This window comes from Pseudomonas sp. SED1 (assembly GCF_034044025.1).
In the GTDB taxonomy this organism is placed as follows: domain Bacteria; phylum Pseudomonadota; class Gammaproteobacteria; order Pseudomonadales; family Pseudomonadaceae; genus Aquipseudomonas.
Genome location: NZ_JAXCIS010000229.1, coordinates 1 through 20,334 on the forward strand (window position 1 = coordinate 1; position 20,334 = coordinate 20,334).

General features: G+C 59.3%; 17 protein-coding genes. 11 read left to right on the forward strand and 6 right to left on the reverse strand.

From position 1 onward, the window contains the following. Positions 1 to 71 precede the first annotated feature (71 nt). On the reverse strand, positions 72 to 1,574 hold the full coding sequence (ppx, locus tag SNL23_RS28795) for an exopolyphosphatase (protein WP_318304420.1): 1,503 nt from the start codon (positions 1,572 to 1,574) through the stop codon (positions 72 to 74). A 492-nt stretch (positions 1,575 to 2,066) separates the two neighbouring features. Between ppx and SNL23_RS28800 the strand changes: the two genes are divergently transcribed. The 4 genes from SNL23_RS28800 (at position 2,067) to SNL23_RS28815 (ending at position 6,557) form a co-directional block, all read left to right on the forward strand. Beyond that, a complete protein-coding gene (locus tag SNL23_RS28800; RefSeq protein WP_076013098.1) occupies positions 2,067 to 2,720 on the forward strand; it encodes a DUF1120 domain-containing protein in 654 nt (217 codons plus the stop codon). A 101-nt stretch (positions 2,721 to 2,821) separates the two neighbouring features. Beyond that, entirely contained in the window at positions 2,822 to 3,535 is a 714-nt protein-coding gene (locus tag SNL23_RS28805; RefSeq protein ID WP_076013097.1) for a fimbria/pilus chaperone family protein, read from the forward strand. Positions 3,536 to 3,541: 6 nt separating this feature from the next. Further along, on the forward strand, positions 3,542 to 6,040 hold the full coding sequence (locus SNL23_RS28810; protein WP_318304422.1) for a fimbria/pilus outer membrane usher protein: 2,499 nt from the start codon (positions 3,542 to 3,544) through the stop codon (positions 6,038 to 6,040). Continuing rightward, on the forward strand, positions 6,000 to 6,557 hold the full coding sequence (locus tag SNL23_RS28815) for a hypothetical protein (protein WP_318304424.1): 558 nt from the start codon (positions 6,000 to 6,002) through the stop codon (positions 6,555 to 6,557). Before SNL23_RS28810 ends, SNL23_RS28815 begins: the two co-directional genes overlap by 41 nt. Before the next feature lie 4 nt (positions 6,558 to 6,561). Here the strand turns inward: SNL23_RS28815 and SNL23_RS28820 are convergent, their stop codons facing one another. The 4 genes from SNL23_RS28820 to SNL23_RS28835 are packed head-to-tail and all read right to left on the reverse strand — an operon-like array spanning position 6,562 to position 9,408. Next, the gene (locus tag SNL23_RS28820) at positions 6,562 to 7,299 is read right to left on the reverse strand and encodes an amino acid ABC transporter ATP-binding protein (RefSeq protein ID WP_076013094.1); all 738 of its coding nucleotides are present in this window, start codon (positions 7,297 to 7,299) and stop codon (positions 6,562 to 6,564) included. Further along, a complete protein-coding gene (locus SNL23_RS28825; RefSeq protein ID WP_076013093.1) occupies positions 7,286 to 7,936 on the reverse strand; it encodes an amino acid ABC transporter permease in 651 nt (216 codons plus the stop codon). The genes SNL23_RS28820 and SNL23_RS28825 overlap by 14 nt, the downstream gene beginning before the upstream one ends. Beyond that, positions 7,933 to 8,601 (reverse strand): amino acid ABC transporter permease, encoded by a 669-nt coding sequence (locus tag SNL23_RS28830; RefSeq protein WP_003213995.1) that lies wholly within the window; start codon positions 8,599 to 8,601, stop codon positions 7,933 to 7,935. Before SNL23_RS28830 ends, SNL23_RS28825 begins: the two co-directional genes overlap by 4 nt. 21 nt (positions 8,602 to 8,622) lie before the next feature. Next, a complete protein-coding gene (locus SNL23_RS28835; RefSeq protein ID WP_076013092.1) occupies positions 8,623 to 9,408 on the reverse strand; it encodes a transporter substrate-binding domain-containing protein in 786 nt (261 codons plus the stop codon). Between the two features lie 253 nt (positions 9,409 to 9,661). Here SNL23_RS28835 and SNL23_RS28840 point away from each other — a divergent pair, with 253 nt between their 5' ends. From SNL23_RS28840 to SNL23_RS28865, 6 genes are all read left to right on the forward strand, one after another. Then, complete coding sequence (locus tag SNL23_RS28840; protein ID WP_076013091.1) at positions 9,662 to 10,357, forward strand: FadR/GntR family transcriptional regulator; 696 nt, start codon at positions 9,662 to 9,664, stop codon at positions 10,355 to 10,357. A gap of 121 nt (positions 10,358 to 10,478) precedes the next feature. Then, on the forward strand, positions 10,479 to 10,808 hold the full coding sequence (gene trxA / locus SNL23_RS28845) for a thioredoxin TrxA (RefSeq protein ID WP_003213989.1): 330 nt from the start codon (positions 10,479 to 10,481) through the stop codon (positions 10,806 to 10,808). 234 nt (positions 10,809 to 11,042) lie between these two features. After that, on the forward strand, positions 11,043 to 12,302 hold the full coding sequence (gene rho / locus SNL23_RS28850) for a transcription termination factor Rho (RefSeq protein ID WP_008438874.1): 1,260 nt from the start codon (positions 11,043 to 11,045) through the stop codon (positions 12,300 to 12,302). Between the two features lie 155 nt (positions 12,303 to 12,457). Then, positions 12,458 to 14,443: an acyltransferase family protein gene (locus SNL23_RS28855; protein ID WP_318304428.1), complete on the forward strand. Its 1,986-nt coding sequence runs from the start codon at positions 12,458 to 12,460 to the stop codon at positions 14,441 to 14,443. A gap of 89 nt (positions 14,444 to 14,532) precedes the next feature. Continuing rightward, entirely contained in the window at positions 14,533 to 15,999 is a 1,467-nt protein-coding gene (gene ubiD, locus SNL23_RS28860; RefSeq protein ID WP_017476626.1) for a 4-hydroxy-3-polyprenylbenzoate decarboxylase, read from the forward strand. Continuing rightward, on the forward strand, positions 15,999 to 16,967 hold the full coding sequence (locus tag SNL23_RS28865; RefSeq protein WP_318304430.1) for a CDP-6-deoxy-delta-3,4-glucoseen reductase: 969 nt from the start codon (positions 15,999 to 16,001) through the stop codon (positions 16,965 to 16,967). Before ubiD ends, SNL23_RS28865 begins: the two co-directional genes overlap by 1 nt. 151 nt (positions 16,968 to 17,118) lie before the next feature. On the opposite strand, the gene SNL23_RS28870 is transcribed toward SNL23_RS28865, so the two are convergent. Beyond that, positions 17,119 to 17,595, reverse strand: a complete 477-nt coding sequence (locus SNL23_RS28870; protein ID WP_076013088.1) for a sn-glycerol-3-phosphate transporter — start codon at positions 17,593 to 17,595, stop codon at positions 17,119 to 17,121. A 329-nt stretch (positions 17,596 to 17,924) separates the two neighbouring features. Here SNL23_RS28870 and SNL23_RS28875 point away from each other — a divergent pair, with 329 nt between their 5' ends. Continuing rightward, on the forward strand, positions 17,925 to 20,318 hold the full coding sequence (locus SNL23_RS28875; protein ID WP_318304432.1) for a TonB-dependent receptor plug domain-containing protein: 2,394 nt from the start codon (positions 17,925 to 17,927) through the stop codon (positions 20,316 to 20,318). Positions 20,319 to 20,334 lie beyond the last annotated feature (16 nt).

Here is a 20,334-nt window from a genome sequence, read left to right on the forward strand (position 1 = left end):
TTGTGGCGTTTGATTGTTCCCACGCTCTGCGTGGGAATACATCCTGTGACGCTCCGCGTCACTCACCCCTATCAGCGTACGTTCAGCGTCAACCCAACCCGCGTCAGCCATTCGGCTTCCTGGGCGAAATCCGCCTGGGTCAGCTGGTTTTCATCCAGCCAGTTCTTCGGGAACACCACGTCCAGGCTGTCGGCATTGGCGCGCAGCACCACTTGCGGCATTTCCTGGGTGCCACGGATGTGGTGGAACAGGATCGCGAAACGCAGCAGCGCGCACAGGCGAATCAGCTTGATGCCTTCGTCACCGAACTCGGCAAACTTGTCCTTCGGAATATTGCGGCGGTGGCCGCGTACCAGCAACGCGAGCATCTGCTGGTCTTCCCGAGAGAAACCCGCCAGGTCCGAGTGCTCGATCAGGTAGGCGCCGTGCTTGTGGTAATGGTAGTGGGCGATGTCCAGCCCCACTTCATGGACCTTGGCCGCCCAGCCCAGCAGTTCACGCCAGACGCCGTCTTCCAGGTCCCAGTCCTCGGCCACCTGGTCAAACGCGTGCAGCGCTTTGCGCTCAACCCGCGCCGCTTGTTCCAGGTCGACGTGGTAACGCTCCATCAACGAGCTGAGGGTGCGTTCACGGACGTCCTCGTGATGATGGCGGCCCAGCAGGTCGTACAGCACGCCTTCACGCAGGGCGCCGTCGCAGTGGTCCATGCGTTGCAGTTCGAGGGCGTCGAAAATAGCTTCGAGAATCGCCAGGCCTGCGGGGAAAATCGTGCGGCGGTCAGGCTTGATGCCGTCAAAATCGATCTTCTCGGCATCTCCCAGCTTGAATAGCTTGCGCTTGAGCCAGGCCAGGCCTTCGGCGTTGACCTCGCCAGTGCCGTGGCCGCCGGCCTTGAGCGCCAGACCGATGGCGCGAATGGTACCGGACGAGCCGATGGCCTCATCCCAGGTCAGGCGGTGCAGGGCGTGCTCGATGCTCATGATCTCCAGCCGCGCTGCCGTATAAGCCTGGGCGTAGCGGGCCGGGGTGATCTTGCCATCCTTGAAATAGCGCTGGGTGTAGCTGACGCAGCCCATCTGCAGGCTTTCGCGCAGCAATGGTTCGAAACGCTGGCCAATGATGAACTCGGTACTGCCCCCGCCGATGTCGGCCACCAGGCGTTTGCCCGGTGTGTCGGCCAGGGTATGGGAAACGCCGAGGTAGATGAGGCGCGCTTCCTCACGGCCGGAGATGACTTCTACGGGGTGGCCGAGAATGTCCTCGGCACGGCGGATGAATTCGCCGCGGTTGCGGGCTTCGCGCAGGGCGTTGGTGCCGACGATCCGCACGGCGCCCGGGGGCATGCCGTTGATCAGTTGGGCAAAGCGCTTCAGGCAATCGAGCCCGCGCTGCATGGATTCTTCATTGAGCTGACGCTCATCGTCGATCCCGGCAGCCAGTTGCACTTTCTCGCCGAGCCGCTCAAGGATGCGGATTTCGCCGTTCTGGGCCTTGGCCACGACCATGTGAAAGCTGTTGGAGCCCAGGTCGATGGCGGCGATCAGGGACAGATTCTTGGCTTGGGATTGCGGCATGGTTAAGGGGTCTCGGTCGATAACCTCGCCATCGTGCCACGATCAACCGCTGACGCCAACGCGTAGTGCCAGAGTAATTTTTCCAAAACCGCTATGAGACCGGCGAGTTGTCGTTGTAGGAAATGTGCGTTCATCTCGTATTACTAAGTTAATAGTTGATGTGGTCCATATTTGTTCAACCAAGCACCTATTGGGGTAACTGATAGTTCCTACGCGTATTCGTATTCATCCTGAGCGATTTTACGCACGCTCGCACAACGGCGCAGGAAGGTTCAAGGCGATATGCCTGATGGTTCATACGAGGATTGAAATTTTTTCCGGCTTTATTGTGGAATTGATATGCCGATACTTCGATTCGGCATTTGTGCCGTGGCGGTATTTATTTATGGATCAGAGCATCGTGCTGCATAAGTTTGTCCGCATGAACGCGGGCAATGATCGTTTCTGGCCATCTGTAATTAGCCGTTTCTCTCATTGAAAGGTAACTATCTGATGAAGAAAAATATTGCTGTATTGGTGGGCATGTTCCTGGCTGTTGCAGGTCTGAGCGCGCAAGCCGCCGATCTTCGTGTCAAAGGTACTATCGCGCCTTCCAGCTGCAGTTTTACAATCACTAACTCTGTTATTGATTACGGTGCTATCAATCCCAGCACCTTGAGCCCAACCAACTATACCAAGTTGGCCACCAAGACTACTCCTTATGCAATCAGGTGCAGCAGCGGCGTAAAGACCAAGGTGGGTATCAAGGCAGTGGATAACCGCGCCAGCAGCCGGATCCCGAACCTGATGGTTAGTCAGATTGGCGGGAGTTACACCGATACCTATAACTACGGCTTGGGCACAACCGCAAGAGCGCAGAAAATAGGCGGTTACGTTGTACACCTGCGTAACTCTGTGGCTGATGGCAGGGCGGTAAACGTTCTTACCAGTATCAATAATGGTACAAGTTGGGTGCAGGGTGGGCCGGCTTTGGGGCAAGGCGCGAACATTGCTGCATGGCACACTGGCACCAACACGCCAATCCAACTGAATACACTGGCCGGGAATCTGGAAATTCAGGCAGTTATCAATAAAACTTCTGAGCTTGATATGACGAGTCAAATCGCTCTTGATGGTCAAGCGACCTTGGAACTGCGTTACCTCTAAGCATTATTTGAATTGGGTCGGTGCAAGTTAGGGCTGAGTGTTATTTTGCCAGAGCTTGCGTCGACTGGTTTGTATTCTTGAGGTAATGGGAAGGTCGTTCGATGACTCAGTTGAGATTCAAGGTTCTTGCACCTTTGTATGTTTGTTTGAATATGGTGTTCGCTGCTGGTGTATGGGCAGATGGTATGCGTCCTGAAACAACCGTTATTGTGCTGAACGAGTCGGAGGGTGAAGTCAGCATCAACGTAACCAATACCGATGGAGGCCCCGCCTTACTTCATTCGACGATCGAAGATATTCCTGAAGACCTTGAGCCGTTGGTGCTTATAACGCCGCCTGTTGCACGAGTCGATGCAGGGGAGCAGCAGATGGTGAGGTTCCTGGCGATTGGCAAGGAGCCGCTCAAGACACAGCGTTTGAAGCGCGTGTCTTTCGAGGGCGTTCCTCAGACGCGACCCGGTTCGGGTGCGACCATCGGTATCAGCCTTCGGCAGAATTTGCCCCTGATCCTGCACCCCAAAGGCTTGCCTCGAAATGAAGCACCCTGGGAGCTACTGACCTGGCAACTGCAGGCCAGCACTCTGATCGTGCGCAACGACAGTCCTTATGTGGTCCGACTGGGCACTGAAGTGAAGGTCAATCCGCAAAAAATTCAAGCCATCCTTCCTCGCGCCTATATCTTGCCGGGCGAAGTGTTGAGGGTTGACCTGAAGAAGGCCCTACCGGACGCCACTTCAGTGACCCTCGAGCCGGCCACCATCTATGGATTTACCGTCGACAGCTACGACGCATTACTCCTAGCCAATGCGCCTTGACCGGTCATGAGAAAAGTCAAAAGAGTTACGGGTGCAGTCAGTAAAAAACTATCTAAAACCAAGCGTGACGATGAGCGATCCAGGCGTAATGGCCTGGTGTGTGTGGCGATCCTGTCGGGGATGGCTGAGCAGGCTTACGCTGCCCAGCCCGGCACCCAGTTGCTGGGGTTCGACCTGGCGACCTTACAGGCTCGCGGCATTGACCCCGGCGTCGCTCGTTATTTCCGTAGCGCTGCGCGTTTCACCGAAGGCGTGCGCGTTGTCGGGCTGACGGTGAATGGTGACCGGGTCGGGCTGGCGGATGTGCGTTTCAATCATGAAGGCGAGTTGTGTTTCACCCGTGGTTTGCTCGACCGAGCGGGCTTGCAAGTGCCTTCCCGGGTACTGAACAAAGACGCAGCGGTTGACCAGGCTTGCCATGACTTCCTCTCTGAGTATCCCAATACGGTCGCAACGTTACGCCCGGGAAGCGAGGAAGTATTCCTGGTGGTGCCTACCCAGGCGTTGCGCGAACTGCAACGCGGGTCTGGCCACTACTCCCGGGGCGGTACCGCAGGGATGCTCAACTATGACCTGCAGGGCAGTAATAGCCATTCGCGGGAGGACACCAGCCGTTATTTCTCCGCTTCGACTGAAATAGGCTTCAACTTCGGCGACTGGATTGCCCGTAGTCGCCAGTTGTATGTCTCCAGCGATGGTCGCTCCACTACTGAGCATCTGTTTGCCTACGCACAGCGTGATTTAGTGCCGTTGGCATCTACGCTCCAATTGGGGCAGATCTCCGGCACCAGCCCGGTATTTGGCGGTGTGCAACTGTTGGGTGCGCAGTTGTTTCCCGACGGGGTCGCGAGCGGTTCGAGCGGTGCAGGCGTCGTGGTTGAGGGCGTGGCCGTCAGCCAATCACGGGTTGAGGTACGCCAATCAGGCGCCCTGATTTACACCACGGTGGTGCCCGAAGGTCCCTTTTCATTGAACAATTTACCTTTGCTCAATGGCACAAGTGACCTTCAGGTCAGTGTCATCGAAACGCGAGGAGGGCGACGTAGCTTCGTGGTGCCGGCGGCGTCTTTTCGCGCGGCAGTACCGGTCAGGACGGGTTATACGGCTGGGCTGGGCAAGGTGCGTGATGTGAACCGTAGTGGCGCCAAAGAGCCTGTGCTGGGAATGGCCAGCGGAACGTGGGCATTGGGCAAGCGCAGCGCCTTCAGCTCCGGGGTGCAGGGTACCGACAACTACAACTCGGTGGGCTTTGCGCTGGACACCGGTTTTGGCGAACGTTTTTCCTTGGGGCTGCGGAACAACCTTGCGCGCGACCGAAAAAAAAAGCTCCAGGGCGCGCGCAACAGCGTTTCCCTGGGAAGCACGTTGCCTGGCAATGTGCAGGTGTCGCTGAGCGCGACTGCTCAAACCCCAGGCTATCGTGAGGTGCTCGACACCCTGCGTACTGCCGCCGCCGAGGCCGGGGACGCGCGGTTTAAAACCCAGTACACCGCGGGCTTCAGTTGGGCTGTCCGAGAGGTTGGCGAGTTTTCGCTGGGCTATTCCCGGGCGGCTCATTTCAATAGCAGGACCACCCAAAACGTCTATGGCTCATGGAGCAAGGACTTCAGGTACGCGAACGTGGGTGTGACGGTGGACTCGCAAGTGGGTAAGTCGGGTGACACCAGGGGCGACAATGATGGCGTCGGGGTTCGCTTGCAGGTCACTGTACCGCTGGGCCGTGAGCGGTCCCTCAGCTCTGTTGCACGGCATCAAGGTCGTCGATCCAGTATTGGCACCACGTACAACGAACGTGTGGATGAAACCCTCAACTATGAGCTTCGTGGCGAGAGAGACTTGAGAGGCGATCATGAGCAGGCCGTGGGCGGCTGGGTCAACACCATGTCGCGTTATACCCAGGCGGGCGCGGGCATTGACCGGGATGGCTCCAGCACACGCTATAGCGGGCAATTGCAGGGCGCCGTAGTGGCCCATGACCGGGGCGTGACCTTTACGCCGTACCGGGTCGAGGATACGTTTGGCGTCGCCTCGGCCGGTGATATAGCCGGGGCCCGCATCAGCACCCCTCAAGGGCCGGTGTGGACTGATCACTGGGGCATGGCGGTGCTTCCCGGGCTGCCCGCCTATCAAGTCAGCCAGCTTGAAATCGAAGGCAAGTCCTTGCCGCGGCAGGTGGATATCAAGAACGGTACGAAAGTGCTGGAGGCCGGGCGAGGTTCATTCAGCAAGGTCGACTTCGAGGTGGTTAAAGTTCGACGCGTGCTACTGAGGGCCACGGATACAGCTGGCGAGCCTCTGCCCCAGGGTGCATCGGTGCTGGGTGCAGGTAATGCATTCCTGACCAACGTAGTCGCAGACGGCATGATTTTCCTGAGCAATATCGATAGCGCGCAAACCCTCATGGTGTCATCGCCAAGCGGGGCTTCGTGCACACTTCAACTCGACCTGGCGGAGCAATCTTATGATGAGCGACCCTACGAAACCGCCTCAGCGACCTGCCGTTAAGGTAGGCGCTGCAGGCGTGCTGTCCTGCCTGTTGATGGCGGGCGAGGCCTATGCCGCAGAATGTCGTCTGTCGTTGAGCCGGCCAGAGGTTGATCTTGGCGCCTTGCGCCATGGTGGGCAGGCTGCTGCGCAAGGCGTACTTTTTGGTAAGCGCACGGTGCATTTGAATGTGGTGTGCCCGCAGGACACGCTCATCGCCCTGCGTTTTCGAGGCGTACCCGCTGTGGGCCAAGGCTTCAAGTTTGGCGAGCAGGGGTATTTCAACCTTAGCCTCCAACAGGCGGTGCTGGACGGCAGGCCCGCGGAGTTGGCCCCGATGCATAATCGGGCCGAGCGAAGCGGCCAACTGCTGCCGGACCAGACCATGGTGGTGCTGGCAGCCGGACTGCCCGTCGTGGGTCGCGTGTTTTCGGCCCAGGTGCAAGTCGACACTTATCTCTTCGACACGACCACCGCCGTGCGCGACAAAACCGTGCTGGAGGGCGGTGGGCGTTTTGAGTTGGTGCCGGCTGGCTGACGGCTCAGTCGGGTGTCTCTGTCGAGCCGATAAAGTTGGCCAGTTCGGCGGTCTGCGGGTTGGCAAACAGGATTTTCGGGTCACCCACTTCATGCACCTTGCCCTGGTGCATGAACACCAGCTTGTCCCCCACTTCCCGGGCAAAACGCATCTCGTGGGTGACCATGATCAGTGTCATGCCATCCTTGGCCAATTGGCGCACCACGCTGAGTACTTCGTTGACCAGTTCCGGGTCCAGGGCCGAGGTGATTTCATCACACAGCAATACCTTGGGTGACATGGCCAGCGCCCGGGCGATAGCTACCCGCTGCTGTTGGCCGCCGGACAGTCGATCAGGGAAGGCGTCGAACTTCTCTCCCAGCCCGACCCGCTCCAGCATCTGCCGCGCCAGTTGCGCGGCCTTGGCTTTCGGCACTTTCTGCACCACTTGTGGCGCAAGCATGACGTTTTCACCCACCGTCAGGTGCGGAAACAGGTTGAACTGCTGGAATACCATGCCGACCTTTTGCCGCAAGCTGCGCAGGTCGGCGCGGGCGGCGTCGAGGTATTCGCCGTCGACTTCAATCACTCCATCGTTGATCGACTCCAGGCCATTGAGGGTGCGCAACAAGGTGGATTTACCCGAGCCGCTTCGACCGATGATCGCCACCACCTGGCCTTCTTCGACACTCAGGTCGATGCCCTTGAGTACATGGTGATCGCCGTAATACTTATGCAGGGCGGAAATTCTAAGCAGAGGCATGCAGTCTCCTTTCCAGGTAGCGCGCACTGAGGGACAAGGGGTAGCAAAGCAGGAAGTAACCGAGCGCCACCAGGCCATAGACCATGAAGGGTTCGAAGGTCGCGTTGGCGAGCATGCCGCCGGTCTTGGTCAGCTCGGTGAAGCCGATGATCGAGGTCACGGCGGTGCCTTTAACCACCTGCACCGAGAACCCCACGGTCGGCGCCACGGCAATGCGCAGGGCTTGGGGCAGGATCACGTAGCGCAGTTGTTCAAGCGGGTTGAGGGCCAGGCTCGCGGACGCTTCCCATTGCCCGTGGGCGATGGAGTCGACACAGCCACGCCAGATCTCGGCCAGGTAGGCGCTGGTGAACAGGGTCAAGGCAATGGCTGCCGCCAGCCAGGGCGAAATGTCCACGCCGAGCAAGGCGATGCCGAAGAACACCAGGAACAGCTGCATCAACAGCGGCGTGCCCTGGAACAGTTCGATGTAGGTGCGTGCAACGTTGCGCGGGAAGGCTTTGCTGCTGATACGCATGGTCATCACCAACAAGCCGATCACGCCGCCGCCGATAAACGCCACCAGCGACAGCAACAGCGTCCACTGCAAGCCGGTGAGTAGGTTGCGCACGATGTCCCAGAACGAAAAATCACTCATCGGGCGTTCCTCATGACATAGCGCCGGCCGATCCAGTTCAGCAATTGGCGGATCATCAGCGCCATGCACAGGTAGACCAACGTGGTCAGTGCATAGGTTTCAAAAGCACGGAAGTTGCGTGACTGGATAAAGTTGGCGGCGAAGCTCAGCTCTTCTGTGGCGATTTGCGAACAAACTGCCGAGCCGAGCATCACGATGATGATTTGGCTGCTCAGGGCCGGCCAGACCTTGCCCAGCGCGGGCAGCAACACCACATGGCGGAACGCCTCGAAACGCGTCATCGCCAGCGCGGCCGCCGCTTCCAGTTGCCCACGCGGGATCGCCTGGATGCCGGCGCGGATGATCTCCGTGGAGTACGCCCCCAGGTTGATCACCATCGCCAGCACCGCCGCCTGCCATTCGGTGATTTTCAAACCGAGGGACGGCAGGCCGAAGAAGATGAAAAACAACTGCACCAGGAACGGCGTGTTGCGGATCAACTCGACGTACACCCCGAAGATCCAGCTGAACGGCTGGATCTTCCACGCCCGCACCACGGCGCCGACGATTCCCAGCGCCACGCCCAGTACTGCACCGATGGCGGTCAGCTCAAGGGTGAACAGCGCGCCGCGCAGCAACAGATCGGTATTGGCCAGAACCGGCACAAAGTCGAATTGATAGGCCATAGCTAACCCTCGTTACCGCGATCAGAGATCAGCCGGCAGCGGCTCTTTAAGCCACTGCATTGCGTTCTTTTCCAGGCTGCCGTCAGCTTTGGCCGCGACCAGAATCTGGTTGACCTTGTCCAGCAGCGCCGGCTCGTTCTTGTTTACGCCCACATAGACCGGCGAGTCCTTGAGCTTCACTTTCAGTGCCGGTACGCGCTTGGGGTTGCGCTCGCTGATGGCCACCATCACCACGTTGCCGCTGGCGATCAGGTCCACCTGGCCGGCGAGGTAGGCGGCGATGGTCGAATTGTTGTCTTCAAAGCGCTTGATCGTTGCCTCTTTAGGCGCGACGGCGGTCAGCTCGATGTCTTCGATGGCACCGCGGGTCACGCTGATGGTCTTGCCCTTGAGGTCGTCAACGGTGCTGATCGGCGCATCTGGCGGGCCAAATACGGCGAGGTAGAACGGCGCGTAGGCCTTGGAGAAGTCGATGACCTTTTCGCGCTCGGCGTTCTTGCCGAGGCTGGAAATTACCAGGTCGACTTTGCCGGTGGTAAGAAACGGGATGCGGTTGGTGCTGTTGACCGGGGTCAGTTCAAGCTTGACCTTGAGCTGGTCGGCCAGCAGTTTTGCGGTGTCTATATCCAGCCCGCGAGGCTTCATGTCCGGGCCGACCGAGCCGAACGGCGGGAAATCCTGAGGCACGGCCACCTTGAGGGTGCCACGGGCGACGATATCGTCCAGACCGTTGGCCTGGGCGGGCGCCTGGCTCAGCATCAGGCTGGCAAACAGGGCAGTGAGCAGGGCGCTGCAACGCTTGGTCATGGCAACTCTCCGAAAGGGACGAAAGGATTTTCTGAGTTTTGCCAGTGCACAGCCCATGCCAGCACTGTCTTAATTCGCTGGAAGGCCGGTAGCTGTTGAGTTCTGGCGGTCTTACTGGTCTGAACAGTTGCCGCGTTTTCTGCACCCTTTTCGAGCGCCTTCAAAACCCCGCGAGCCCCTTTGGGGCGTGGCTTGCCGGGCGCTGCGAATAGCTTTACAACTATTCGCTCAGTTGACGAAAACTCGAGTTTTTATGAATTCAATCGCCCAAGCCGTACCGGAAGTGGCGCTACAGGCCATCCGCAAGTTGATCGCTGACGAAGGCTTCGGGCCGGGCGATGCATTGCCCTCCCAGCGCGAGCTGGCGCTGCAATTGGGCGTGAGCCGGGCCTCGTTGCGCGAAGCCTTGTCGTCGCTCAGTGCGTTAGGCGTGGTGAGTGTGCAGCCGGGAAAGGGCGTGTTCGTGCAAGCGCCCGAGGAGCTTCCGGGTTTGGCCTGGCCGTTTACGGCGCAGGCAACGCCGCTGGATATCTTCCAACTGCGCTACGCCCTGGAAGGCTTTGCCGCGGGGCTGGCGGCGGTGACGCTGACCACCGATGAGCTGGATTGCCTGGAAGACAATGTCGAGGCGATGCGCAAGGAGCTCAAGGCCGGCGACTTTGAAGCCGCGGCCCGGCTGGACTTCGAATTCCACCAGCGCATCCTGCTGGCCAGCGGCAATCAGGCGATGGTGAATATTCTCAGTGCCAGCGCCGAGGTGTTTCTGGAGAGTCAGAAGCTACCGTTCATCCGGCCGGAGCGGGCCATGGAGACCTGGCAGGAGCACCGCAAGATCCTCCGTGCGCTGGCCCGGCGCGCCAGCGGGGCGGCCCAGAAAAGCATGCAGGAACACGTACGTAACGCAGCGCTGCGCACCGGCATTGCGTTCATGACTCCCGTGACCCCATGAATTGGGCTATACCCAAACTCATGCACCACCATAGCAAGAGTCAATCAGCTGCGGCTTCCTGAACGCGGGAAGGGCGGCTATGATGGGCAACGTTTTTTTTGCTTACAACCCGGAGACATCCATGAGCAACGATCTTATCAAGCACGTCACCGACGCGACCTTTGAGGCCGAAGTACTGAAGGCCCAGGGCCCGGTGCTGGTTGACTACTGGGCTGAGTGGTGCGGTCCTTGCAAAATGATCGCTCCGGTCCTGGACGACATTGCCACCACTTACGAAGGCAAGTTGACCATTGCCAAGCTGAACATCGACGACAACCAGGAAACCCCGGCCAAGCACGGCGTGCGTGGTATCCCAACCCTGATGCTGTTCAAGAACGGCAATGTCGAGGCCACCAAGGTCGGCGCGCTGTCGAAGTCCCAGCTGCAAGCTTTCCTCGACGCCAACATCTAAGCGTCCTCAAAAGGCCCCGCAAATTGCGGGGCTTTTTCGTGAGACAGGGCTAGACGCTCTGAAATTCAGGTGGTACATTCGGCCCCGCACTGGTTTCTCCACTGCCCCCTGCAAGCCGTCGCCGACGCTCTCCTTTTCGATTAGTACGCGATCCTGTCGCCTTCTCTGCGGCGCGGCCTCATTAAGCCAAAAGCTTAATTTCCCCCCCTCCATAAATGATTACGTCATTCCTATATGAATCTGACTGAACTCAAGCAAAAGCCGATTACCGAACTGCTCGAATTGGCCGAACAGATGGGCATAGAAAATATGGCCCGTTCGCGCAAGCAGGACGTGATTTTCTCCCTGCTCAAAAAGCACGCGAAAAGCGGCGAGGAAATCTCCGGTGATGGCGTGCTGGAGATTCTCCAGGACGGCTTCGGCTTCCTCCGCTCTGCAGACGCTTCCTATCTCGCCGGCCCAGACGATATTTACGTCTCGCCGAGCCAGATCCGTCGCTTCAACTTGCGCACCGGTGACACCATCGTTGGCAAGATCCGCCCTCCAAAGGAAGGTGAGCGTTATTTCGCCCTGCTCAAGGTCGACACGATCAACTACGATCGTCCCGAGAACGCGAAAAACAAGATTCTCTTCGAGAACCTGACCCCGCTGTTCCCGACCGTGCGCATGAAGATGGAAGCCGGTAACGGTTCCACCGAAGACTTGACCGGTCGTGTCATCGACCTGTGCGCCCCGATCGGCAAAGGCCAGCGCGGCCTGATCGTGGCCCCGCCGAAAGCCGGCAAGACCATCATGCTGCAGAACATCGCAGCGAACATCGCCCGTAACAATCCTGAAGTTCACCTGATCGTGTTGCTGATCGATGAGCGTCCGGAAGAAGTAACCGAAATGCAGCGCACCGTGCGCGGCGAAGTGGTTGCCTCGACGTTCGATGAGCCGCCAACCCGCCACGTGCAGGTTGCCGAAATGGTGATCGAGAAGGCCAAGCGCCTGGTCGAACACAAGAAAGACGTGGTGATTCTGCTCGACTCCATTACCCGTCTGGCCCGTGCCTACAACACCGTGATCCCGAGCTCCGGCAAAGTGCTCACCGGTGGCGTCGATGCCCATGCCCTGGAGAAACCGAAACGTTTCTTCGGCGCTGCGCGGAACATCGAAGAAGGCGGCTCGCTGACCATCATCGCCACCGCGCTGGTTGAAACCGGCTCGAAGATGGATGAAGTGATCTACGAAGAGTTTAAAGGTACCGGCAACATGGAACTGCCTTTGGACCGCCGTATCGCTGAAAAGCGTGTGTTCCCGGCCATCAACATCAACCGCTCCGGCACACGCCGTGAAGAGTTGCTGACCGCCGACGACGAACTGCAGCGCATGTGGATCCTGCGCAAGCTGCTGCACCCGATGGATGAAGTGGCTGCCATCGAGTTCCTGATCGACAAGCTGAAAACCACCAAGACCAACGACGAGTTTTTCCTGTCGATGAAGCGCAAGTAACACGACGCTTCGGTCAAAAAGGATGGCGCCCCATGGGGCGCCATTTTTTTTGTTTCTGAAAAAGGAGGTTTGGCCTTAGTGTGTGTCTGTTTAGAAACAAATTTGCGGGTGTGACTACACTCGCTGTCAATCTGATCAGGCAAACAACAAGATTTATGACCATTCTCGCTTATCGCAGGGACATTGACGGCCTGCGTGCCATTGCCGTTCTCGCTGTTGTGCTGTTTCATTTTGGTGTACCGGGCTTCACCGGCGGCTTTGTCGGTGTTGATGTATTTTTCGTGATCTCCGGTTACTTGATCACCTCGATCATCTGGCGTGAACGTGAGGCCGGGCGCTTCAGTTTTGTCGGCTTCTGGGCCCGGCGAGCGCGGCGTATCCTGCCAGCACTGTTTGTGATGATGCTCGGCACGCTGGTGGTGGGCTGGTTTTTGCTGGCGCCCAAGGATTACAGCGAGTTGGGGCGCTCGATTCACAACCAGGTGGTGTTTATCTCCAACCTGTTTTTCATGCGCCAGGACGGCTACTTTGATGTGGCCTCCGACATCAAGCCGTTGCTGCATACCTGGTCATTGTCGGTTGAAGAACAGTTCTACATTCTTTTTCCTCTGTTGCTGACAGTACTGTCGAGCCGGCTCAAACACTGGCGTGCGGCGCTGTTTGTGTTGTTGCTGGTGTCGTTCGGGATGAGTACGTGGGCGGTGGCCCACGCTCCGGAAAGAGCCTTTTTCCTGCTGCAGATGCGTGCCTGGGAACTGTTGGCGGGCGCAATGCTGGCGGTTATGCCTGTACGCCAGTACCGCGCGAGCCCGGCATTGGCGCAGGTCGTCAGCCTTGCCGGTCTTGGCCTGATCCTGCTGGCGGTCTTCGCCTATGACCCAAGCACGCCGTTTCCCGGCGCCGCAGCGCTGTTGCCGGTGGTGGGCGTGGTCTGCCTGATTTGGGCCAACGGCCAGCAAGCCACCCTGGCGAGCAAGCTGCTGGGCAGCCGATTGCTGGTGGGGATCGGCCTGATCTCCTACTCCTGGTACCTGTGGCATTGGCCGGTCTACGTGTTCGGCAAGTACGCCAGTGTCGATGGCCTGGGGCCGTGGGAGCTTGGTGCGCTGTTTGTGTTAAGCCTGTTGCTGGGCTACGGATCCTGGCGATTCGTCGAGGCGCCGTTCCGTGAGCGTCGGTTGTTGGCAGGGCGCAAGCAAATCCTGGTGGTGGCGGGTATCGCGCTGCTGGCGGTGGGGCTGCTCGGCAAAGGCCTGGTCTGGACAAAGGGGTTGCCTTGGCGCCTGTCGCCCGAGGCGCTGCAATTTGCCCAGGCGCGCGAGTGGAGCCCGGACCTCATGGCCTGCCTGGTGGACGGCGGTAAAAATCGCCATCATGGATTTTGTCATTTCGGACCTCAGTCCGCGCCGACACGCGCGTTGGTATGGGGCGATAGCCATGCCACGGCGCTGGTTCCGGCATTGCAAGACGGCGCGAGCAAATACGGTGTCAGCGTCACTCAGGCAGGGTATGCCGGCTGCCTGCCGTTTAATCGCAAGGAAAGCGTTCCAGGTTGCTTGAGCTTTAACCAGCGAGTCACCCAACTGCTGGGTCAGGAAACCTTTAGCGACGTAGTGCTGGCAGCGCGCTGGAGCCTTTATGTCTACGGGCAGCTCGATGGCGACACCGAGGCTTCACTGCTCAACCCGGCGACCGGTACTTATGATCGTACTATCGCCGAGCAGCGCTTCGCCGAAAGCGTGCGCGCCCTTGTGCAGCAATTGCGCGCCAGCGGCCATCGGGTGTGGCTGGTCAAGGAAGTCCCCCTGCAGGAATTCAATCCGCCTTACCGCCTCAGTCGCCTGGCGATGCTTGGCCGTCCCACCGACAAAGAAGGCATGCCCCTGGCTGATCACCTCCAGCGCCAGGCCTATATCAGCAGCGTATTCGAGCGCATCGCGGCGGCTGATCCCGGGGTAAAGGTAATGGATCCGGCGCCTAAGCTATGCAGTGCGAATGACTGGTGTCGCGTGGAACTGGACGGTCAGTCGCTGTACACCGACGACAATCACCTCTCGGCGGTTGGTTCGCGGTATGTCGAGGCGTTCCTTGAACCGTTGTTCAAAGCCTTGCGCAATGAAACCCAGGCATCCGCTCTTTGAGTCTGTGTCGTCGGCAATGCTGCTCAATAAGCTGCCAGCGACCGTAAGAGCAGGTAGGATGTACGCCTATTTTACGGGTGGCATGGTTAATGAAATTCAAGGATCTTCGGGATTTCGTGCAGCAACTTGAGCAGCGCGGAGAGTTGAAACGTATCCAGGTGCCGATTTCCCCGGTCCTGGAGATGACTGAGATTTGCGACCGCACCTTGCGTAACAAGGGCCCGGCGCTGCTGTTCGAAAACCCGGTGGGCTTTGATATCCCGGTGCTCGGCAACCTGTTCGGCACCCCCGACCGTGTTGCGTTTGGCATGGGCGCCGAGTCCGTCAGCGAACTGCGGGAGATCGGCAAGCTGCTGGCCTTCCTCAAGGAGCCTGAGCCACCCAAGGGTCTGAAGGACGCCTGGTCGAAGCTGCCAATTTTCCGCAAGATCATCGCCATGGCCCCCAAGGTCGTGAAAGACGCGGTATGCCAGGAAGTGGTCATCGAAGGCGATGACGTCGACCTCGGCATGCTCCCCGTGCAAACCTGCTGGCCTGGCGACGTCGGCCCGCTGATCACCTGGGGCCTGACCGTCACCAAAGGCCCGAACAAGGACCGCCAGAACCTCGGCATCTACCGTCAGCAAGTAATTGGCCGCAACAAGGTCATCATGCGCTGGCTGAGCCACCGTGGCGGCGCGCTGGATTTCCGTGAGTGGTGCGAAAAGCATCCCGGCAAGCCATTCCCTGTTTCGGTGGCCCTGGGCGCTGACCCGGCGACCATTCTCGGCGCCGTCACGCCAGTGCCCGACAGCCTTTCCGAGTATGCTTTCGCCGGTCTGTTGCGCGGTAACCGCACCGAGTTGGTGAAATGCCGTGGTAATGACCTGCAAGTGCCGGCCACCGCCGAAATCATCCTTGAAGGCGTGATTCACCCCGGCGAGATGGCCGATGAAGGCCCGTACGGCGACCACACCGGCTACTACAACGAAGTCGACAGCTTCCCGGTGTTCACCGTCGAGCGCATCACCCACCGAATCAAGCCGATCTACCACAGCACCTACACTGGCCGTCCGCCGGATGAGCCGGCGATCCTCGGCGTGGCGTTGAACGAAGTGTTTGTACCGATCCTGCAAAAGCAGTTTCCGGAAATCACCGACTTCTACTTGCCGCCCGAAGGCTGCTCGTACCGCATGGCCATCGTGACGATGAAGAAGTCGTACCCCGGCCACGCCAAGCGGGTAATGCTGGGTGTGTGGTCGTTTTTGCGACAGTTCATGTACACCAAGTTCGTTATTGTCACCGACGACGATATCAACGCCCGGGACTGGAACGACGTGATCTGGGCCATCACCACGCGCATGGACCCCAAGCGCGACACGGTGATGATCGATAACACGCCGATCGACTACCTCGACTTTGCCTCGCCGGTATCGGGCCTCGGCTCGAAAATGGGCCTGGATGCCACCCATAAGTGGCCGGGTGAAACTACCCGAGAATGGGGCCGCGTGATCGTCAAGGACGAAGCGGTAACTGCCCGTGTGGATGCGCTCTGGAAAGAATTAGGAATAGATTGATGCGTGTAACCCTGCAGCCTTCCGGTGCGGTACTTGAACTGACGCCCGGCGAGCGGATTCTCGAGGGCGCGCGACGCCTGGGCTACGATTGCCCCCAGGCGTGCCGCAATGGTGTGTGCCACGTATGTGCAGCGCTGCTGGTAGAAGGCCGGGTGCAGCAAGCCGGTGAGGTGCGTGACCATGGCGAGTTTTTTACCTGCATTGCCGAACCGCTGGAAGATTGCATTGTGTTGTGGGATGGCGTGCTGGCGCCGGGAGAGTTGCCGGTGCGCAAATTGTCTTGCCAACTGAGTGAGTGCGTTGAAGTGGGCGGTGACGTGTGGCGCGTGCGCCTGCGGGCTCCGGCCGGCAAGGCAGTGCGTTACCACGCCGGGCAATACCTGATGATCGAACGGGAAAACGGCGAGAAGTCGGCGTTCTCCCTGGCTTCGGCGCCCCACGCCGGGCGCGAGCTGGAATTGCACGTACTGGCCCGTGAAGACAGTGCCCGCAGCCTGCTGGAGCAGTTGCAGCGCAACCAGATGGCGCGCATCGAAATGCCGTTTGGCGATACCCACTTGGCCGAACTGCCCGACGGGCCGCTGGTGCTGATCGCCGCCGGTACCGGCATGGCGCAGATGCACAGCCTGATCGAACACTGTCGCGCCAGTGGCTTCAAGCACCCGGTGCATCTGTATTGGGGTGTACGTCGACCGGAAGATTTCTACGAGATCGAGCACTGGGACCAGTGGCTGCAACTGCCCAACCTGTTCCTGCACAAAGTGGTCAGCGACCTGTGTGGCTGGGAAGGGCGCTGCGGGTTGCTGCATGAAGCGGTGTGCGAAGACATCAGCGACCTCAAGGCCGTGCACGTCTACGCCAGCGGCTCACCGGCGATGATCTATGGCACCCTGGATGCGTTGGTCGAGGCCGGCATGGATGCGCACCAGATGCGTGCCGATGTGTTTGCCTACGCACCCCGTCCGTAACCTGTGGCGAGGGAGCTTGCTCCCGCTGGGCTGCGTAGCAGCCCCAAAACAGTCGCTGGGTTCTATCTGAAAGACCGCATGAACTTCAGGGGCCGCTTCGCGACCCAGCGGGAGCAAGCTCCCTCGCCACAGAAGCCCTTCAGCGGCTCAATTAAAACCGCACGCCCGTCGTCACCATCGCCGCATTAAACCCGAGCAACACCAGCTCGGCGGCAACCGGCCCGTAGTGAGTGCCCACGGACGGGATGATCACCGGCGCCACTCCCAGTCCATTCAGCGGAATCTTGTCGCGGTACTTGCCGCGATAGCCCTGGATCACGCCGCCAGTGAGCTTCAAGTACACCGGATAATCGGTCATGTCGTAGCGTTTGCCGGCGTAGGCGTAGTACGACCGCTGTCTGAACGAGTTGCGAAATGTCGCCCCGCCATACACCAGGCCTGACGCTTCATTGCGCTCCAGGCCGATCAGGTCCTGATTGTTGTTGTGGTCCTTGTCCGGCGCAAAGTGCCGGGTGTAGACACTTGTCTGGGCGTACCAGAAGCCTTTTTCGTCTTGGCTGGGTGCTTCCACCGCCAGGGCGGTGGTGGCCTGTGCCAGGAGCAGTAGGCTGGAAAGTCGGTATTTCATGGTGCGACCTCGATAGTCGGTGCGGTTGGCGGCTAAGTGGGTCGTGATAAGTGCCTATTTTGAAGGCTCCCCGCGCCTCTAGGCTGAACGTGCGCTGAAACTACAGGGATTGAGGCGGCCAATCCTGATGAGCGGAGCGACCCGGGCTTATGCATTCGCTTATTCTTTAAAGGTATTTAATTTGTTACATAAATATCATTAAGCTATATGACAACGGACTACCGACTTTCTGCCAATAACCAATAAATGACCGCCACCGTCCGCCACACGGATCGATCGTATGAGCTCAGAGCATTGACGTTCTGGCTTTTGATTCCAAGGGGAGCGGTATGGGGAGCAACAAGCAGCACCTGCTGTACACGGCGATTTTGTCGGCTAACTTGCTGACCGCTGTGGGATTCAGTCCAGTGGCAGCCGCTGAAACGGCCACTACCGATGTACCCAAACTCGACACAGTCATAGTGACCGGCACCCGCGCCCAAGAGCGCACGGCCAGTGCTTCGCTGTCGCCCATCGATGTGATTTCCGGCGACACCTTGCGCAGCACCGGCTCTGATGAATTGGGCGCGGTGTTGGCCCGTCTGATTCCGTCCATCAACTTTCCACGCCCCAGCCTGGTAGACGGCGCCGAACTGGTACGCCCGGCGCAACTGCGCGGCCTGTCACCGGACCAGGTGTTGGTGCTGGTCAACGGCAAGCGCCGCCACACCAGTGCCTTCGTCAACCTCGGCGGCGCAGTGGGCCGCGGCTCGGCACCGGCGGATCTGAATGCGATCCCGCTGTCGGCGGTCGACCATATTGAAGTGCTGCGGGACGGCGCGTCCGCCCGCTACGGGTCCGATGCGATTGCCGGGGTGATCAACGTGATCCTCAAGCATGACGACCACGGTGGCTCGATCACCAGCAAGTTCGGTGAGTACAAGAAGGGTGACGGTATCCAGCGCAATCTCAGCGGCAACACCGGTGTGGCGCTGGGCGATAACGGCTTTATCAATATCTCGGCCGAAGGTGCCGACAACGATTACACAAACCGCGCCGGCAAGGATCTGCGTCCGGGCAGCGTTGGTTCGACGACCTATGGCCAGCGAGTATTCCGCCAGGGCGAGCCGGCTACCGACCAGGGCAAGCTGTTTCTCAACTCGGAATACTCCTTCAGCGAAGCCGCCGAATTCTACGCGTTTGGCGGCTACAGCAAGACCCGCGGCGAGACGGCGGCGTTCTACCGGGCCAGCAACGCGAGCAACAATATTCCTGCGCTCAACCCCAACGGCTACTTGCCACTGATTCGCGGCGACGTGGAAGACACGTCCCTGGCGGTCGGTCTGCGCGGCCTGTTGGCCTATGACTGGCATTACGATGTGTCGGTCAACTACGGCAAGAACCAGTACCAGATCGGTACCGAAACCATCAACACCTCACTGGGCCTGGCGACGCCGCGCAAGTTCGACAACGGCACTTTGGTCAATGACCAGAAGCAACTCAGCCTGGACCTGTCGCGGGAATTCAGCCTGGGCTGGTTGCCGTACCCGGTGTCGGTAGCGTTTGGTGGCGAATACCTGGACCAGGGTTACCAGATCAAGGCGGGCGACCCGGAGTCCTACTACCAGACCGGCAGTTCGGGCCTGGGCGGCTTCCGGGATTCCGACGCCGGCACCAGCACGCGCCATAACTGGGCGCAGTACCTGGACCTGGAAACCAACTTCACCGAAAAACTCAGCGCCTCGGCTGCCGTGCGTCATGAGGACTACAGTGATTTTGGCTCCAACGTCAGCGGCTCGCTCTCGGCCCGCTACGACTTCACCCCGCAAGTGGCCTTGCGCGGCAGTGTATCCAACGGTTTCCGCGCGCCGTCCCTGGCGCAGCAGAACTTCGCCTACACCTCGTCGCAGCTGATCGGCAACACCATCCAGGAAGCCGGTACGTTCCCGGCCAACAGCCAGGTGGCGCGCCTGCTCGGTGCTGAAGACCTGAAAGCCGAGAAGTCCCGCAACTACAGCCTCGGCCTGGTGCTGGAGCCTACCGACAACTTGACGGTGACCGCTGACGTCTACCGTATCGACATCAGCGACCGCATCAGCCTGTCTTCCAACCTGGACCTGAGCAAGAACCCGGCTGCGCTGGCGTACCTGCAGGCCAACGGCGTCGGCAACATCAACTACACCACCGTGCGTTACTTCACCAATGCCACCGATACCACCACCAACGGCGTCGACCTGGTGGCCAACTATCGCTACCAGCTGGATAACGGTGTGCGCTGGAACAGCACCGTGGGCTACAACTACAACCACACCAAGGTCACCGACGTAAAAGCCAACCCGGCGGTACTGGACAGCCTGGGGGCGAGCCTGGTCCGGGTGGATCGTCGCGAACGCATCGGCCTGTTGGGCGACACCACGCCCCAGCACAAGTTGAGCCTGGGTAACGACCTGAGCTTCGGCAATTGGGCGCTGCACAGTAATTTGGTGCGCTATGGTTCATTTACCAGCTACCAGGCCGACCCGGCCAACGACCAGAGCTTCAAGGCCGCTTGGCTGTTGGACCTGTCAGCCGACTACAAGCTGAAAAACTGGACCTTCACCGTTGGCGGCGACAACGTCACCGACAAGTACCCGGAAAAACTCAATGCCTACGCCAGCAGTGGTGGCAATTTGGCCTATAGCACTTTTTCGCCGTACGGTTACAGCGGCGCGTTCTATTACGGTAAAGTTGCTTACAACTGGTAACAGCTTCTCGTAACAA